The organism is Leifsonia sp. PARNA 1/14 (assembly GCF_055720965.1).
The window spans coordinates 69,664-84,019 of sequence record NZ_JBVQSP010000004.1 but is presented as its reverse complement, the minus strand read 5'-3'; the positions used below and the strand labels follow the sequence as shown (position 1 = coordinate 84,019).

Here is a 14,356-nt window from a genome sequence, read left to right as displayed (position 1 = left end):
TTTGCGCCGTCGCACCCGATGGCCGACACTGGGATGATGCGTGTGAAATTCCAGACCGTCGTGCCCGTGATCGTTCTCGGCCTCCTGGCGGGATGCGCGACGACCGCCGACGGAGGTCCGGACCGCACCTCGACGCCAACTCCGTCGGCAACCGCGAGCGCCCTCGCGACTGCGGCGCAGAAGCAGCTCGCCGCGCTGGAGGCCGCACACGCCGCGCGCGTGGGCGTCTACGCGATCGACACGGGCACGGGGCAGCAGATCGCCTACCGCGCCGACGAGCGCTTCGGCTACGCCTCCACCTACAAGGCCCTCGCCGCCGCTGCGGTGCTCGGCAACCCGCCTGCGGGAGGGCTCGATTCCCCGGTCGCGTACACGTCGGACCAGCTGGTGACCTACTCCCCCATCACCGAGCAGCACACCGGCACCGGCATGACGCTCCGCGAGCTGGCGGAGGCCGCCGTGCGCTACAGCGACAACACCGCGGGCAACCTACTGCTCGAGGCTCTGGGAGGACCGGCCGGTTTCCAGGCGGCCCTGCGCGAGCTCGGCGACACGGTGACCGTTTCGGAGCGCGTCGAGCCGCAGCTCAACGAACTCACGCCGGGCGCGACTGCCGACACCAGCACGCCGCGCGCACTGGCGACCGACCTGCGCGCGTACTCGGTCGGTTCCGCCCTTCCAGCTGATTCCCGTGCGCAGCTGAAGTCCTGGCTGGTCGACAACACCACCGGCGACAAGCTGGTGCGCTCCGTCGCGGCGCCGGGCTGGACCGTCGGCGACAAGACCGGCAGCGCCGACCACGGAACCCGCAACGACATCGCCGTGATCTGGCGCGACGCGGGCAAGCCGATCGTGATCGCGGTGCTCACCGACCACACCGCGGCTGACGCCGACACCGACGACGCCCTCGTGGCCTCCGCCGCCGAGGCCGCGCTGCGCGGCCTGGGCGCCCTCCGCTGAGTCGCGAGCAGACTCGCTCGACGCTCAGCTCGCCGGCACCGAGCGCCGGGCCGCGCGAGCAGCGAAGCTCAGCAGGAACGCCGCCAGCGCCGCCACGGTCACCACCGCGCCGGCGAGCGGCACGGCCTCCGCGCCGCCCACCGCGAGCGCCACCGTGCCGATCGGCGGTGCGATCGCGATGCCGACGTACATGGCGGTCGAGTACCACGACAGCACGAGCGCCGACGACTCCGGGTCGAGGTGCACGAGGCGGTGCTGCACCGGGATCGCCATCGCGAAGGCGGTGATGCCCCAGAACGCGAACACGGCGGCGGAGGCCGCGAACGACGCCTCGACGAACGGCAGCACGACGAGCGCGACCACCTGGCCGATCAGGGCCACCGTGGCGACATGTCGGCTCCCGAAGCGATCGGTGAGCGGCCCTGCGACGATGTTCCCGACCACGCCCGCCACGCCGTAGGCCAGGAGGAGCCCCGCCAACAGCGGCCCGGCGCCGCCTGTGGACGCCCTGGTCACTGCGGCGGAGAAGATGTAGACGATGTTGAAGCCGGCGACCATGAACACCGTGGTCGCCAGCAACGCGAGCACGCGGCCGTCGGCCAGCGCCGCGAGGCGGCGCGCGAGATTCGCCGGAGGTGCCAGCGGCACGCGCCGCACGAGCACCGGGATGAGCGCCGCGAGCACCACTCCCAGCCCGACGACGCACCACAGGGCGAACCGCCAGCCGGCGACGCCGCCGAGCGCGGTGCCGAGCGGCGACCCGACAGCGGTCGCGAGAGTGAAGCCCGCACCGACGAGCGCGAGCGCCCGTCCGCGCTTCTCCGGAGCGGCGAGGGAGGCCGCCGCGGCGGTGGCGGTCGGCACGAGGGCGGCGCCGCCGATCCCGGAGAACGTGCGGCCGGCGACGAACCAGCCGAGGTCGGGAGCGACGGCGGCGATCGCCGTGCCCACCGCGAAGACGGCGAGCCCTGCCGCCATCAGCGCCGAACGCGGCACGCGCGGGAGCAGGATCGAGATCGCGGGGGCCGCGACGGCGACCACGAGCGAGTAGGTGGTGATCGACACGCTGACCGCGGCCGCCGACGTATGCAGCGTCTCCGCGATCTCCGGGAGCAGCCCCGCGATGACGAACGCGTTGGTGCCGACGACGAAGAGTCCCAGCGCGAGGACCACGAACGCCGGTGTGGTCTTGCGGTACGATTGTTCGATGATCGTCATACGGTTAAAGTACGACGATAGTTCGATGATTGTCAAACAATTGGGTGACGCATGACCGAGTACCCCTCGCCGCCGATCGACCAGGTCGAGCTGGTGGACGTGCTGCGCGCGCTGGCCGACCCGGTGCGGCTGCAGATGGTGCGCGCGATCGCCGACGGGGAGGCCCATCCGAAGGGCGTCACCGATTGGGGGGTCGACGTGCAGAAGTCGACGATGGCCCACCACTTCAAGACACTGCGGGAGGCCGGACTCACGAACACGATCGTGAACGGCCGCACGCACGACATCCAGTTGCGCCGGGCCGAGCTCGACGAGCGCTTCCCCGGACTGATCGCCGCGCTGCTGAACGACCCCGCCTGACGGGGCGTGCCGCCGACCCGGAGGTCGCCGCTGCGTCAGCCCAGCGCTTCGTCGAGTTTCTGCTCGAGCTCGTCGAGGTCGAAGTAGTTCTGCACCACGATCACGTCGGCGTTCGTCGGGCCGATCCGGTCGACCAGCTCCGGGGACGTGAGGATGATCTGCGCATCGGTCGCCGCAGAGGTCACGCTCGCGATATCGGCCGCCGTCACATCGGCATCGAGACCCAGTCGGTCGAGAACCCGCTCGGCGTTGACCTTCAGGATGCCGGAGGTACCGATGCCGGCACCGCAGATCGCGACGATTTTCACCTCGCTGCATCCTCAGTGAGGCTGAGGATGCGCTGCACCTCGGCGATGTCGGGCGCCGCGGCGAGCGCGGGGATCGCCTCCGGATCGTTGAACACGTTGGCGAGCTCGGCCACGCTGCGCACATGACCCTCCGGGGTGGAGACGGCGAGGCCGATCACGACCGAGACCGGGTCGTTGTGCGGATGACCGAAGACCACCGGCTCGTCGAGCGTCACGACCGAGAGCCCGTCGTGGTGCACGTCGGGGCCCGGTCGTGCGTGGGCCAGCGCGAGACCGGGCGCGATCACGATGTAGGCGCCGAACTCCTCGATCACCTGGATCATCCGCGCGCCGTAGCCTTGCTCCGTCGCACCCGAGCGCGTCAGCGCCTCGCCCGCCAATTCGACGGCGTCGCGCCAGTCGGAGGCATGGGCTCCGACGGTCACGGCGGAGTCGGGCAACGGTGGCAGCGGCATGTGTCCAGCGTACGCGTTAGCGCGTCACGAACCCTCGAAACCCGCTGTGATGATCTCGGCCAGTTCCTCACGCTGCTCGACCGGCAGGAAGGCCCCCGCGGCGGCGTTCAACTGGAAGATCTCCAGGTCGGTGCGGTCGTACGAGAACGCGTCGGCGAGGATGCTCAGTTCGCGCGTGAGCGTCGTGCCGCTCATCAAGCGGTTGTCGGTGTTGACCGTCACCCGGAAGCCGAGCTGGTACAGCAGGTCGAAGGGGTGGTCGAGGAGGTCGTCTCCCCACGCCGCGATCGCACCGGTCTGCAGGTTGGAGGTCGGGCTGGTCTCGAGAGCGATCTCGCGGTCCTTCACCCACTGCGACAGCGTCCCGAGCGTCACGTAGGTGTTCTCGTCGTCCTGGCGCTCGATCGTGATGTCCTCAGCCAGGCGCACGCCGTGGCCGAGGCGCAGCGCGCGGCCGTCGAGGAGGGCGCTCCGGATGCTCTCGAGGCCGTCGGCCTCGCCCGCGTGCACAGTCGACGGGAAGAAGTTGGCCGCGAGGTAGTCGAAGGCCGCGCGGTGGTTCGAGGGCGGGAATCCCGCCTCCGGGCCGGCGATGTCGAAGCCGACGGCCCCGCGGTCACGGTGGCGCACTGCGAGCTCGGCGATCTCGAGGCTGCGGTCTGTGTGGCGCATGGCGCTGACCAGCTGGCCCACGCGGATGCGCTGACCGGTCGCCCGCACATCGTCGATACCCTGCTCCAAGCCCTCCTGCACCGCCTCCACGGTCTCGTCGAGGCTGAGGCCGCGCGTGAGGTGCTGCTCGGGAGCCCACCGGATCTCGCCGTAGACGACGCCGTCGGCGCCGAGGTCCTGCACGAATTCGCGGGCGACACGGGTCAGCCCCTCGCGGGTCTGCATCACGGCGGTGGTCAGGTCGAAGGTCTTGAGGTACTCCACGAGCGAGCCCGAATTGGACTTCTCGGCGAACCAGGCGCCGAGCGCGGTCGGGTCGCTCGCCGGGAGGTCGAGGCCGATCCCGTCCGCGAGCTCCAGCACCGTCGCCGGCCGCAGCCCGCCGTCCAGGTGGTCGTGCAGCGACACCTTGGGCAATGCCCGGATGTCGGTCCCGTCGCTCAGTGCGTACCCGCCCACGTTCTCGCTCATGCTCATGTGTCCCAATCTACTGAAGGCCGCGTACCCCGCGGCAACCGCCGCGAATTTGCGCCGCTTCGCGAGGCTGTGCGGGCTAGGCGATGCGCTCGGCTACGAGCGGGCCGCGGGTGAAGGGGGTGCCGGGAGGCGCGATGCGGTATGCGCCCTGGAGGGCCTCCAGAGCGCGCTCGAAGCGGGCCGGCTCGTCCGCCGAGAGGGTGAACAGCGGCTGGCCGGCACGCACCTGGTCGCCGGGCTTGGCGTGGAGGTCGATGCCGGCCGCGTGCTGCACCGGGTCCTGCTTGCGGGCGCGTCCGGCCCCGAGGCGCCAGGCCGCGATGCCGAACGGCAGGGCCTGCTGCTCGACGAGCACGCCGTCCTCCTCCGCGACGACGGTGTGCGTCTCGCGAGCGACGGGGAGCGCCGCGTCGGGGTCGCCGCCCTGGGCGCGGATCGTCTCACGCCACTTGTCCATGGCGCGGCCGTCCTGGAGCGCGGCCTCCACGTCGGCGTCGGGCCGGCCGGCGAGCGTCAGCATCTCGCGCGCGAGAGCGACGGTCAGCTCGACGATGTCGGCGGGGCCGCCGCCGGCCAGCACCTCGACCGACTCGCGCACCTCGTTGGCGTTGCCGATGGCGAGGCCGAGGGGAACGTTCATGTCGGTGAGCAGCGCGGAGGTCGCGACGCCCGCGTCCTTGCCGAGCTCGACCATCGTGCGGGCGAGCTCGCGCGACTTCTCGATGTCTTTGAGGAAGGCGCCCGACCCGAACTTCACGTCGAGCACCAGGGCGCCGGTTCCCTCGGCGATCTTCTTGGACATGATGGAGGACGCGATCAGCGGGATCGCCTCCACCGTGCCCGTGATGTCGCGGAGCGCGTACAGCTTGCCGTCGGCGGGCGCGAGGCCCGACCCGGCGGCGCAAATCACACCGCCCTCGTTCCGGAGCTGCGCGAACATCTCTTCGTTGCTGAGGTTGGCCCTCCAGCCCGGGATGCTCTCGAGCTTGTCGAGCGTTCCCCCGGTGTGGCCGAGACCGCGGCCCGAGAGCTGCGGCACCGCGACGCCGAACGCGGCGACCAGCGGCATCAGCGGCAGGGTGATCTTGTCGCCGACGCCGCCGGTGGAGTGCTTGTCGGCCGTCGGCTTGCCGAGGCCGGAGAAGTCCATGCGCTCGCCCGAGGCGATCATGGCCAGCGTGAGGTCCTTGATCTCGCGTCGAGTCATCCCGTTGAGGAAGATCGCCATCGTCATCGCCGACATCTGCTCGTCGCCGACGTAGCCGCGCGTGTACGCGTCGACCAGCCAGTCGATCTCGGCAGTGCTCAGCTCGCCCCGGTCGCGCTTGGTCCTGATCAGGTCGACGGCGTCGAACGCCTCGACCGCTCCTGCGGTGCTCACGAAGATGTAACCCTTACGTCGTTGGTCAAACGGTGTCGTTTGTGGTGCGGTAGTCGGCGGCGCCGTGCTCCTCGGCATACGCGGCGAGCTGCCGCGGCCCGAAGGCGTCCGGCAGCACCTCGTCGATCGTGCGGATGCCCGAGACGGTCTCCAGCAGCATCCCCTCGGCCGAGTGCTCGTAGAGCAGCTGGCGGCAGCGGCCGCACGGCATCAGCGTGTCGCCGTCGCCGTTGACGCACGTGAAGGCGACCAGGTGCCCTCCGCCGGTCATCGCGAGCGACGACACCAGGCCGCACTCGGCGCACAGCGTGATGCCGTAGCTGGCGTTCTCGACGTTGCAGCCGCTGACGATCCGGCCGTCGTCGACGAGCGCCGCCGCGCCGACCGGGAACTGCGAGTACGGCACGTACGCGTGCGTCCTCGCCTCGTTCGCGGCGGCGCGCAGCGCTTCCCAGTCGATCTGCTGCGCGCTCATGACTTGATGTACGGCTTTCCGTCGGCTGCGGGCGCCCGCGACATCCCGACCAGGCCGGCGACGGCGAAGATCGTCACGACATACGGCAGCATCAGCATGAACTCGCTCGGAACGGGCGAGCCGATGATTCCGAGCACGTTCTGAAGATTCGTGGCGAAGCCGAACAGGAGGGCCGCGAGGGTCGCGCGGATCGGGTCCCAGCGACCGAAGATCACGGCCGCCAAGGCGATGAAGCCCTGACCGGCGGTCATCTCTTTCGAGAAGGCGCCGACGGAGCCCAGCGTGAAGTACGCGCCACCGAGACCGGCGACCGCACCCGCGAGGGAGACGTTCCAGAACCGGGTGCCGTTGACGTTGATGCCGACGGTGTCCGCGGCCTCCGGGTGCTCGCCGACCGAGCGGAGGCGCAGGCCCCAGCGCGTCTTGAACAGCCCGAACCAGACCAGGAAGATCGCGATGTACATGAGGTACTCGATGATCGTCTGATCGAACAGCACCTTTCCGATGATCGGGATGTCGCTGAGGATCGGGATGGGCCAGTCGGGCAGACGCGGCGGGTGGTTGAGCACCTGCGGGTCGTTCGCCAGCACCGTCGAGTAGAGGAAGCTCGTGAGGCCGGTGACCAGCACGTTGAGCACGACACCGACGATGACCTGGTCGACGAGGTACTTGATGGAGAACGCGGCGAGCACGAACGAGACGAGCACACCCGCGACCATCGCCGCGAAGAGGCCGACGACCCAGCTGCCGGTGAGGCTGGCCGTCATCGCCGAGACGAAGGCGCCGGCGAGCAGCTGGCCCTCGATGGCGACGTTGACCACGCCGCCGCGCTCGGAGATCACGCCGCCCAGGGCGCCGAACACCAGCGGGACGGAGAGGCTGATCGTACCGAGCAGCAGACCCGTCACCGGCACCGGCAGCTGACCGGATCCCGCCCACGCCAGGAACGCGAACATGAACAGCAGCGCGAAGACGATGACCAGCCAGATCGGCGTCTTGCGCACCCGCCACGAGAGCCAGGCGCTGTACGCCGTGATCACGGCCAGCAGGATCGTGACGACGACGGTCGTGGTGAACGTGTCGACGGTCAGGTTCGGCAGTGTGATCGCGTCGGACTTCTCCGAGAACCGGAACGTGCTTTCACCGTGGCGCGGGAACGCGAAGAAGAGGATCAGGCTGATGATCACGAACACGGCGAAGGCGATGGGCGCCTTCCACGAGCGGATCTCGGCCTTCTCGAGGACGATCGGAGAGGAGTCGGGGACGACGGGGGCCGCGGTGGTCACTTGGCCGCCACCTCCTTCGTGACGATGGGACGCTGTCTCCGGGGCGTGCTCCCCGGCGTCGGCAGGCGGAAGATCGCACGCACCAGCGGCGGAGCGGCGACGAAGAGGACGATGAGGGACTGCATGATCAGCACGATGTCGATCGGGATGCCCCCGGCCTGGATCGTGTAACCGCCGGCTTTGAGCGCGCCGAACAGGAGGCCGGCCACGAACACGCCCCACGGCCGGGATCGGCCGAGCAGAGCGACGGTGATCGCGTCGAAGCCGATGCCCGCGTCGACGCCCGAGCTGATGCCGGCGGGGAAGACGCCGAGCGCCTGGCTCGCGCCTGCGACGCCGACGAGGGCGCCGGCGAGGAGCATCGCGTAGACGTAGATGTTCTTGACGTTGATGCCGGCGACGCGGGCGGCGTTGGGGTTCTCGCCCACGGCGCGGAAGCGGAAGCCGAGGCTCGACCGGTTGATCAGCCACCACACGAAGACGGTCGCGGCGATGACCACGACGAAGGCCCAGGTGAGGTTGTACTGCACGCCCAGCAGCGGCGGGAACACGGCATTGTCGTGGATCGGCGGCGCCTTCGGGTTGTTCGACCCCGGCGCCTGCAGCAGGCCCTTGGTGCGCAGCATGTACGAGATCAGGTAGAACGCGATGTAGTTGAGCATGATCGTCACGATCACTTCGTGCGCGCCCGTCCTCGCTTTCAGGAGGCCGACGATTCCGGCCCAGATCGCGGCTCCGGCGATGCCCGCGAGCACCGCGACGACCAGGTGGATGACCGGGGGCAGGTCGAACGAGAACCCGACCCACGCGGCGGCCGCCGCACCGATCAGCAGCTGCCCCTGACCACCGATGTTGAACAGGCCGACGCGGAAGGCCAGCGCGACGCCGAGACCGGCCACGATCAGCGGGGTCGCGAACGTCAGGGTCTCGGTCAGCGGACGGATGCCCGCCGCGAACGTCGGACGGCCGAAGTTGTAGATGGCGCCCTGGAACATCGAGGTGTACGCGCTCGACACCGAGGTCCAGATCGCCGAGAACGTGTCGCCCGGGCGCGCGAAGAAGTAGCCGGACGCCTTCTGCACGCCGGGGTCGGTGAACGCGATCAGGATCGCTCCGACGACGAGCGCCAGCACGACGGCCAGGATGGAGATGACCACCGGACCGCCCATGATGTCGCGGACGGCCTTGTTCCAGCGGTCGTCGTTCTCCGGCTTCGCGGCCGGCTGCCCCTGCGGGCCCGGTTGCGCGGGCGCCACGGGCTGGCTGGGAGTGGGGGTCCCGGTCCCGGTCATGCTGCTGCTCCTGCCTGCTCCGGCGACTCGCCGGCCATCATGAGGCCGAGGACGTCGCGCGACGTGTTCCCCGGCACGATTCCTACGATTCCGCCGCGGTACATCACGGCGATGCGGTCGGCCAGCGCCGCCACCTCGTCGAGCTCGGTGGACACCACTATCACGGGCACGCCCGCGTCGCGCGTCGCGACGATGCGCTTGTGCACGAACTCGATCGAGCCCACGTCGAGGCCGCGCGTCGGCTGCGCGGCGACGAAGAGACGGAGGTCGCGGCTGAGCTCGCGCGCCAGCACGACCTTCTGCGCATTGCCGCCCGAGAGCCGGCCGACCTTGGTGTCGATCGACTGCGTGCGCACGTCGAACTCGCTCACCTTCTCTTCGGCGAAGTCCTTGAGGTACGAGAACTGGATGGTGCCGCCCTTGACGAACGGCTCCCCCGTCGAACGGTCGAGCATCAGGTTCTCCTGGATGCTGAACTCGCCCACGAGGCCGTCTTCGTTGCGGTCCTCCGGGATGAACCCGACGCCGGCGTCGAGCACCTTGCGCGGACTGCGGCCCTGGAGGGGCTTGCCGTCGAGGAGGATCTCGCCCTCGACGCGCGGCTGGAGGCCGAGGATGGCCTCCGTCAGCTCGGTCTGGCCGTTGCCCTGCACGCCGGCGATCGCGAGGATCTCGCCCGCGCGCACCTCGAAGCTCACCTTGTTGACGACGAGCTGGCCGATGGGGTCGATGACGGAGAGGTCGTTGACGACGAGCGCGGGCGCACCCGGGTTCGCCTCCTCTTTCTCGACGGTGAGCGACACCGCGCGGCCGACCATCATGGAGGCCATCTCGGCATTCGTCGCGGTGGGCTCGGTCTCGCCGACCACCTTGCCGAGGCGGATGACGGTGATGCGGTCGGCGACCTCCCGCACCTCGCGCAGCTTGTGCGTGATGAAGACGATCGCGGTGCCCTGCTCTTTGAGCTGGCGCATGATCACCATCAGCTCGTCGGTCTCCTGCGGGGTCAGCACGGCAGTGGGCTCGTCGAAGACCAGCACCTTCGCGTTCTGCGAGAGCGCCTTGATGATCTCGACGCGCTGCTGCACGCCGACCGGGAGGTCCTCGACCAGGGCGTCCGGGTCGACGTGGAAGCCGAAGCGGGCCGAGATCTCGCGCACCTTCGCACGAGCCGCGGCGAGGTCGAGCCGGCCGCCGAACTTGGTCTGCTCGTGGCCGAGCATGACGTTCTCGGCGACGGTGAAGACGGGAATCAGCATGAAGTGCTGGTGGACCATGCCGATGCCCGCCTTCATGGCGTCACCAGGGCCGGAGAAGTGCTGGACGACGTCGTCGAGCAGGATCTCGCCCTCGTCGGCCTGGTAGAGGCCGTAGAGCACGTTCATCAGGGTGGACTTGCCTGCGCCGTTCTCGCCGAGCAGACAGTGGATCTCGCCGGGTTCGACGGTGAGATCGATGTGGTCGTTCGCGACCAGGGCACCGAACCGTTTGGTGATGCCGCGAAGTTCGAGCTTCATTCGGGTGGGTTCCTTCTCTACTCGCCCGGGGTGAGCACAGAGCCTTGGGGGGAGGGCACGCGACAACGGCTGGTGGCCACGATGCGCATCCTCACCCTACCTTTCTGCGCATATGTCAGTGTGTGCTCAAACGAGCGTTCGGGACAAGGTCCGCCGCGGGCGAGGTCCGGACGTGCGACGGGGAGGCCAGCGCTGCGCTGACCTCCCCGTCGAGTGCTGTCGTAGCCGGTTACTGCTTCGGCGACGAAGGCGAGGTGACCTTGATCGAGCCGTCGATGATGCCGGCCTTGATCTTGTCGAGCTCGCCCTGGAGGCCCGAGTCCACCTTCGAGGCGAAGTCGTGGAACGGAGCGAGGCCGACGCCCTCGTTCTTCAGCGTGCCGACGTACGGCGTGCTGTCGAACTTGCCCTTGGCGGCCTGGGTGACCACGTCGTTGGTGGCCGGCTTCATGCCCTTCATGACCGAGGTGAGGAGCAGGTCCTTCACGGTCGGGTCGGACTGGTAGACGTCGGCGTCGACACCGATCATCGCGATCGGCTTGCCCGAGTCGCGGATGGCCTGCGCGGCCGACTGGTAGATCGGGCCACCGACGGGCATGATGACGTCGGCGTTCTGGTCGATGATGCCCTGAGCGGTGTTCTTCGCCGTCTCGTTGGCGTCGAAGCCACCGGTGAAGGAGCCGTTCTGCTTGTCGACGTCCCAGCCGACGACCTTGACCGACTTGCCCTTCTGGTCGTTGTAGTACTTCACGCCGTCGGCGAAGCCGTCCATGAAGATGGTGACGGTCGGGATCTGCATGCCGCCGAAGGTGCCGACGATGCCGGTCTTCGAGTAGCTCGCGGCCGAGTAGCCGGCGAGGAACGCCGCCTGGGCGGTGTCGAAGATGATCGGCTTGACGTTCTTGGCGGTGATCGAGCTGTCGTCGATGATCGCGAAGTTCACGTCGGGGTTCGCGGCCGCGGCCTTCTTGGTCGCGTCGGCGAGCAGGAAGCCGACGGTGACGACGAGGTTGCAGTTCGCGTCGACCATGCTCTGGATGTTCGGGGCGAAGTCGTTCTCGCTCTTCGACTCGGCCTTGTTGTACTTGACGCCGAGGGTGCCGGCGGCCTGCTGGAGGCCCTCGTAGCCGAGCTGGTTGAACGAGTGGTCGTCGAATCCGCCGGAGTCGGAGACCATGCAGGGCAGGAACTTGCTGTTCGCGGCCGCCGTGGACGAGTTGTCCGACGGGGCAGCCGAACAGGCGGCGAGCAGCGCGACGACGCCGGTCACCGCGAGACCGACGAGGCCGGCCTTACGGGCTGTGATTGTCAAGGTTGTCCTCCAAGATGCAGGCCCACCGCTGGTGCCGGCGGGCCACTGTATGCATTGCACGTTACCGAATGTGACGAACGGCTCTGATCGAAAATCCGGCTTCTTCATGCAAGCGTTACAAACGCGCGCGCCGTTGGCACCTGCTCATTTGAGCAGGTGCCGACGGTAGCGCTCGGAGGACGTCCCTCGAACGGGAGCAGACCCTCCTTTACATCCACCCGCGCTTCTTGAACACCACGTACAGCAGGGTGCTCAGCCCCACCATCGCCAGCACGGCCAGCGGATAGCCGAGCGGCCATTCCAGCTCGGGCATATGCGTGAAGTTCATTCCGTAGATGCCCGCGATGAGCGTCGGGGCAAAGAGGATCGCCGCCCAGGAGGAGATCTTCTTGACTTCTTCGCCCTGCCGGTGCGTCGAATGCGCGAGCCGCGTCATCTCCTCGTTCTGGCGTTCGGAGACGAGCGTCGAGTTCACCGTGAGGATGTCGCGGAGCAGGTAGCGGAACCCGTCCACCCGCTCGTTGACGAGCGTGAGGTGGTCGGCGACGTCGCGGAGGCGGCGTTCCAGCTCCTCGGCCACGCCGTACTTGGCCGAGCCGCGCTCGAGCGCGACCATGACCGACGACAGCGGGTGCGTCGCCCGCTGGAAGTCGATGACCTCCCGCGAGAGCTCGTAGATGCGTCGGGAGACCAGAGCGTCCCCACCGAACACCTGGGTCTCGATCTCGTCGATGTCGTTGGCGAGACCCGCGACGACCGGGCTGTAGGCGTCGACGACCGCGTCGATGATGGCGTACAGGATGGCTTGCGGACCGAGGGCGAGCAGGTCGCGCTCGCGCTCCATCCGGTGTCGCACCGTCGACAGATCGGGCGACTCGCTGTGACGCACGGTGATGACGAAGTTCGGGCCGACGAACAGGTGGAGCTCGCCGAAGTCGACCTCCTCGGGCACGTCCAAGTAGTTCGCCGCCTTGAGCACCACGAACAGCACGGAGTCGTAGCGCTCCAGCTTGGGCCGCTGGTGCGCGACGATCGCGTCTTCGATGGCGAGCGGGTGGAGGCTGAACTCCTGCGCCAGCGACATCAGCTCCTGCTCGCTCGGCCGGTACAGCCCGATCCACGCGACACCGCCCGGCGTGTTGTCGAGGGCGCGGTAGGTCTCGGCCAGGGTGTGCGGGGAGGCCACGCGCACACCGTCGGCGTAGATCGCGCTGTCCACCATGCTGTTGCGGGTGGCGGGGCGCCGCTCCGTCAGCACCGGATCCGGCGAACTGGGGGGATCGACCCTCCGGGATCGGGACACGAAGGGCATCGGGATGCCGCGACGGTTCAGGTTCGCCATGATTCACCTCCTGGTGCGTGCGGATACGTCAGGCGGCCCTTCGACACCCGCGCGACCGAGGCCACCGGGCGATGGAGCCACCTAACTGTACGCGCGCTGCCCGCTCGCCGGCTGGACGTCCGGGCGCCCCGCGTCGGTGCAGGCGTCGAGGATGACGCGCTCGTAGTGCCCGATCAGTTCGGAGCAGAGCACATTCCAGCCCCGCCCGAGCACTCGGCGACGGCCGGCCTCCCCCATCCGCAGGCGCAGCGGGGCATCCGTGGCGAGCATCGCGACCGCTGCCCGGAGGGCACGGTCGTCCGACGGCGGAAAGAGCAGGCCGTCGACGCCGTGCTCGACGAGGTCGATCGGGCCGCCCGCCCGCGGCGCGATCACGGGCAGACCGGAGGCGTGCGCCTCCTGCACAGTCTGACCGAAAGTCTCCTCCGAGCCGGTGTGCACGAACGCGTCGAACGCGGCGTATGCGGCCCCCAGGTCCGCTCCCCCGAGTCGGCCCAGCCAGGTCGTCGGCACACCGTGCAGTTGTCGCTCGACGGCCTCCCGCGCCGGCCCGTCGCCGACGATCGCCACCGACACGCCGGGAAGGCCCTTGAGGACGCGCAGCCGCTCCACCTGCTTCTCCGGCGCGATCCGGCCGACGTATCCGATCACGATCTCCCCGTCGGGAGAGAGCCGCTCGCGCAGCTCGACCGCGGCGGACAGGCGCCGGTTGTTGGGGTGGTACCGCTCGAGGTCCACCCCGCGGCCCCAGCGCGCCAGTCTGCGCACCCCGGCCTGGCGGAGGTCGTACTCGCTGGCCGACGACGGCACCAGGGTCACGTCGGCCCCCTCGTGCACCCAGCGCACGTACTTCCACGCGATGGCCGCCGTCATCCCGAGGCCGTTACGGCGCGCGAACCCGGCGACGTCCGTCTGGTAGATGGCGACGGAGGGCACGCCCACGCGGTTGGCCGCGGCGATCGCCTGCGCGCCGAGGAAGAACGGAGATGCCGCGTGCAGCACGTCCGGTCCGAATCGCGCCAGGATGCGCTGCACTTGCGGGCTCGGGAGGCCGACCGGGAACTGCCGGTAGGCGATGGAGGGCACCTGGTGGATGCGGAAGCCCGCATACTCGTCGGGTGCCCCTGCCTCCGGGCAGATGACGATCGCCTCGTGGCCGTGCTCGGCCAGATGATCGAGCACCCGGAGGACGCTGGTGGTCACCCCGTTCACTGTGGGGAGGAAGCTCTCGCTGACGACGGCGACCCGCATGGCTCCAGTGTCGGCGGCCGGAATGTCCCGCCTGTGAACAGGAGGTGACC

The 14,356-nt window shown here is 69.2% G+C and carries 14 protein-coding genes; 2 read left to right on the top strand and 12 right to left on the bottom strand.

The window, feature by feature from the left end:
• Positions 1-42: 42 nt before the first annotated feature.
• Positions 43-960, top strand: a complete 918-nt coding sequence (gene bla, locus AC0HS0_RS12045; protein WP_472964262.1) for a class A beta-lactamase — start codon at positions 43-45, stop codon at positions 958-960.
• Between the two features lie 24 nt (positions 961-984).
• On the opposite strand, the gene AC0HS0_RS12040 is transcribed toward bla, so the two are convergent.
• Complete coding sequence (locus tag AC0HS0_RS12040; RefSeq protein ID WP_472964261.1) at positions 985-2,178, bottom strand: MFS transporter; 1,194 nt, start codon at positions 2,176-2,178, stop codon at positions 985-987.
• Between the two features lie 51 nt (positions 2,179-2,229).
• Here AC0HS0_RS12040 and AC0HS0_RS12035 point away from each other — a divergent pair, with 51 nt between their 5' ends.
• Positions 2,230-2,538, top strand: coding sequence for an ArsR/SmtB family transcription factor (locus AC0HS0_RS12035; protein WP_472964260.1), 309 nt, complete (start codon positions 2,230-2,232; stop codon positions 2,536-2,538).
• 35 nt (positions 2,539-2,573) lie between these two features.
• On the opposite strand, the gene AC0HS0_RS12030 is transcribed toward AC0HS0_RS12035, so the two are convergent.
• The 11 genes from AC0HS0_RS12030 to AC0HS0_RS11980 all read right to left on the bottom strand — a co-directional run bounded on the left by AC0HS0_RS12030 (position 2,574) and on the right by AC0HS0_RS11980 (position 14,306).
• Complete coding sequence (locus AC0HS0_RS12030) at positions 2,574-2,846, bottom strand: PTS sugar transporter subunit IIB (protein ID WP_472964259.1); 273 nt, start codon at positions 2,844-2,846, stop codon at positions 2,574-2,576.
• Positions 2,843-3,301 (bottom strand): PTS sugar transporter subunit IIA, encoded by a 459-nt coding sequence (locus tag AC0HS0_RS12025; protein WP_472964258.1) that lies wholly within the window; start codon positions 3,299-3,301, stop codon positions 2,843-2,845. Before AC0HS0_RS12025 ends, AC0HS0_RS12030 begins: the two co-directional genes overlap by 4 nt.
• A 24-nt stretch (positions 3,302-3,325) precedes the next feature.
• Entirely contained in the window at positions 3,326-4,444 is a 1,119-nt protein-coding gene (locus tag AC0HS0_RS12020) for an adenosine deaminase (RefSeq protein ID WP_472964589.1), read from the bottom strand.
• Between the two features lie 82 nt (positions 4,445-4,526).
• Positions 4,527-5,831, bottom strand: coding sequence for a thymidine phosphorylase (locus tag AC0HS0_RS12015; protein ID WP_472964257.1), 1,305 nt, complete (start codon positions 5,829-5,831; stop codon positions 4,527-4,529).
• A gap of 25 nt (positions 5,832-5,856) precedes the next feature.
• Positions 5,857-6,306 carry a cytidine deaminase gene (locus tag AC0HS0_RS12010; RefSeq protein ID WP_472964256.1) on the bottom strand — a complete coding sequence of 150 codons (450 nt, stop codon included), beginning with the start codon at positions 6,304-6,306 and terminating at the stop codon, positions 5,857-5,859.
• Entirely contained in the window at positions 6,303-7,592 is a 1,290-nt protein-coding gene (locus AC0HS0_RS12005) for an ABC transporter permease (protein ID WP_472964255.1), read from the bottom strand. Before AC0HS0_RS12005 ends, AC0HS0_RS12010 begins: the two co-directional genes overlap by 4 nt.
• The gene (locus AC0HS0_RS12000) at positions 7,589-8,884 is read right to left on the bottom strand and encodes an ABC transporter permease (RefSeq protein WP_472964254.1); all 1,296 of its coding nucleotides are present in this window, start codon (positions 8,882-8,884) and stop codon (positions 7,589-7,591) included. Before AC0HS0_RS12000 ends, AC0HS0_RS12005 begins: the two co-directional genes overlap by 4 nt.
• The gene (locus AC0HS0_RS11995) at positions 8,881-10,401 is read right to left on the bottom strand and encodes an ABC transporter ATP-binding protein (protein WP_472964253.1); all 1,521 of its coding nucleotides are present in this window, start codon (positions 10,399-10,401) and stop codon (positions 8,881-8,883) included. Before AC0HS0_RS11995 ends, AC0HS0_RS12000 begins: the two co-directional genes overlap by 4 nt.
• 229 nt (positions 10,402-10,630) lie before the next feature.
• Entirely contained in the window at positions 10,631-11,713 is a 1,083-nt protein-coding gene (locus AC0HS0_RS11990; protein WP_472964252.1) for a BMP family lipoprotein, read from the bottom strand.
• 208 nt (positions 11,714-11,921) lie between these two features.
• Positions 11,922-13,055, bottom strand: a complete 1,134-nt coding sequence (locus AC0HS0_RS11985; protein WP_472964251.1) for a magnesium and cobalt transport protein CorA — start codon at positions 13,053-13,055, stop codon at positions 11,922-11,924.
• 81 nt (positions 13,056-13,136) lie between these two features.
• Positions 13,137-14,306 carry a glycosyltransferase family 4 protein gene (locus tag AC0HS0_RS11980; protein ID WP_472964250.1) on the bottom strand — a complete coding sequence of 390 codons (1,170 nt, stop codon included), beginning with the start codon at positions 14,304-14,306 and terminating at the stop codon, positions 13,137-13,139.
• Positions 14,307-14,356 lie beyond the last annotated feature (50 nt).

What these genes read in the sequence shown, in the direction of transcription:
- AC0HS0_RS11995 (WP_472964253.1), bottom strand. Translation starts at nt 10,401, where the DNA reads ATGAAGCTCGAACTTCGCGGCATCACCAAACGGTTCGGTGCCCTGGTC.
- AC0HS0_RS12010 (WP_472964256.1), bottom strand. Translation starts at nt 6,306, where the DNA reads ATGAGCGCGCAGCAGATCGACTGGGAAGCGCTGCGCGCCGCCGCGAAC.
- AC0HS0_RS11980 (WP_472964250.1), bottom strand. Translation starts at nt 14,306, where the DNA reads ATGCGGGTCGCCGTCGTCAGCGAGAGCTTCCTCCCCACAGTGAACGGG.
- AC0HS0_RS12035 (WP_472964260.1), top strand. Translation starts at nt 2,230, where the DNA reads ATGACCGAGTACCCCTCGCCGCCGATCGACCAGGTCGAGCTGGTGGAC.
- AC0HS0_RS12040 (WP_472964261.1), bottom strand. Translation starts at nt 2,178, where the DNA reads ATGACGATCATCGAACAATCGTACCGCAAGACCACACCGGCGTTCGTG.
- AC0HS0_RS12025 (WP_472964258.1), bottom strand. Translation starts at nt 3,301, where the DNA reads ATGCCGCTGCCACCGTTGCCCGACTCCGCCGTGACCGTCGGAGCCCAT.
- AC0HS0_RS11985 (WP_472964251.1), bottom strand. Translation starts at nt 13,055, where the DNA reads ATGGCGAACCTGAACCGTCGCGGCATCCCGATGCCCTTCGTGTCCCGA.
- AC0HS0_RS12020 (WP_472964589.1), bottom strand. Translation starts at nt 4,444, where the DNA reads ATGAGCGAGAACGTGGGCGGGTACGCACTGAGCGACGGGACCGACATC.
- AC0HS0_RS12000 (WP_472964254.1), bottom strand. Translation starts at nt 8,884, where the DNA reads ATGACCGGGACCGGGACCCCCACTCCCAGCCAGCCCGTGGCGCCCGCG.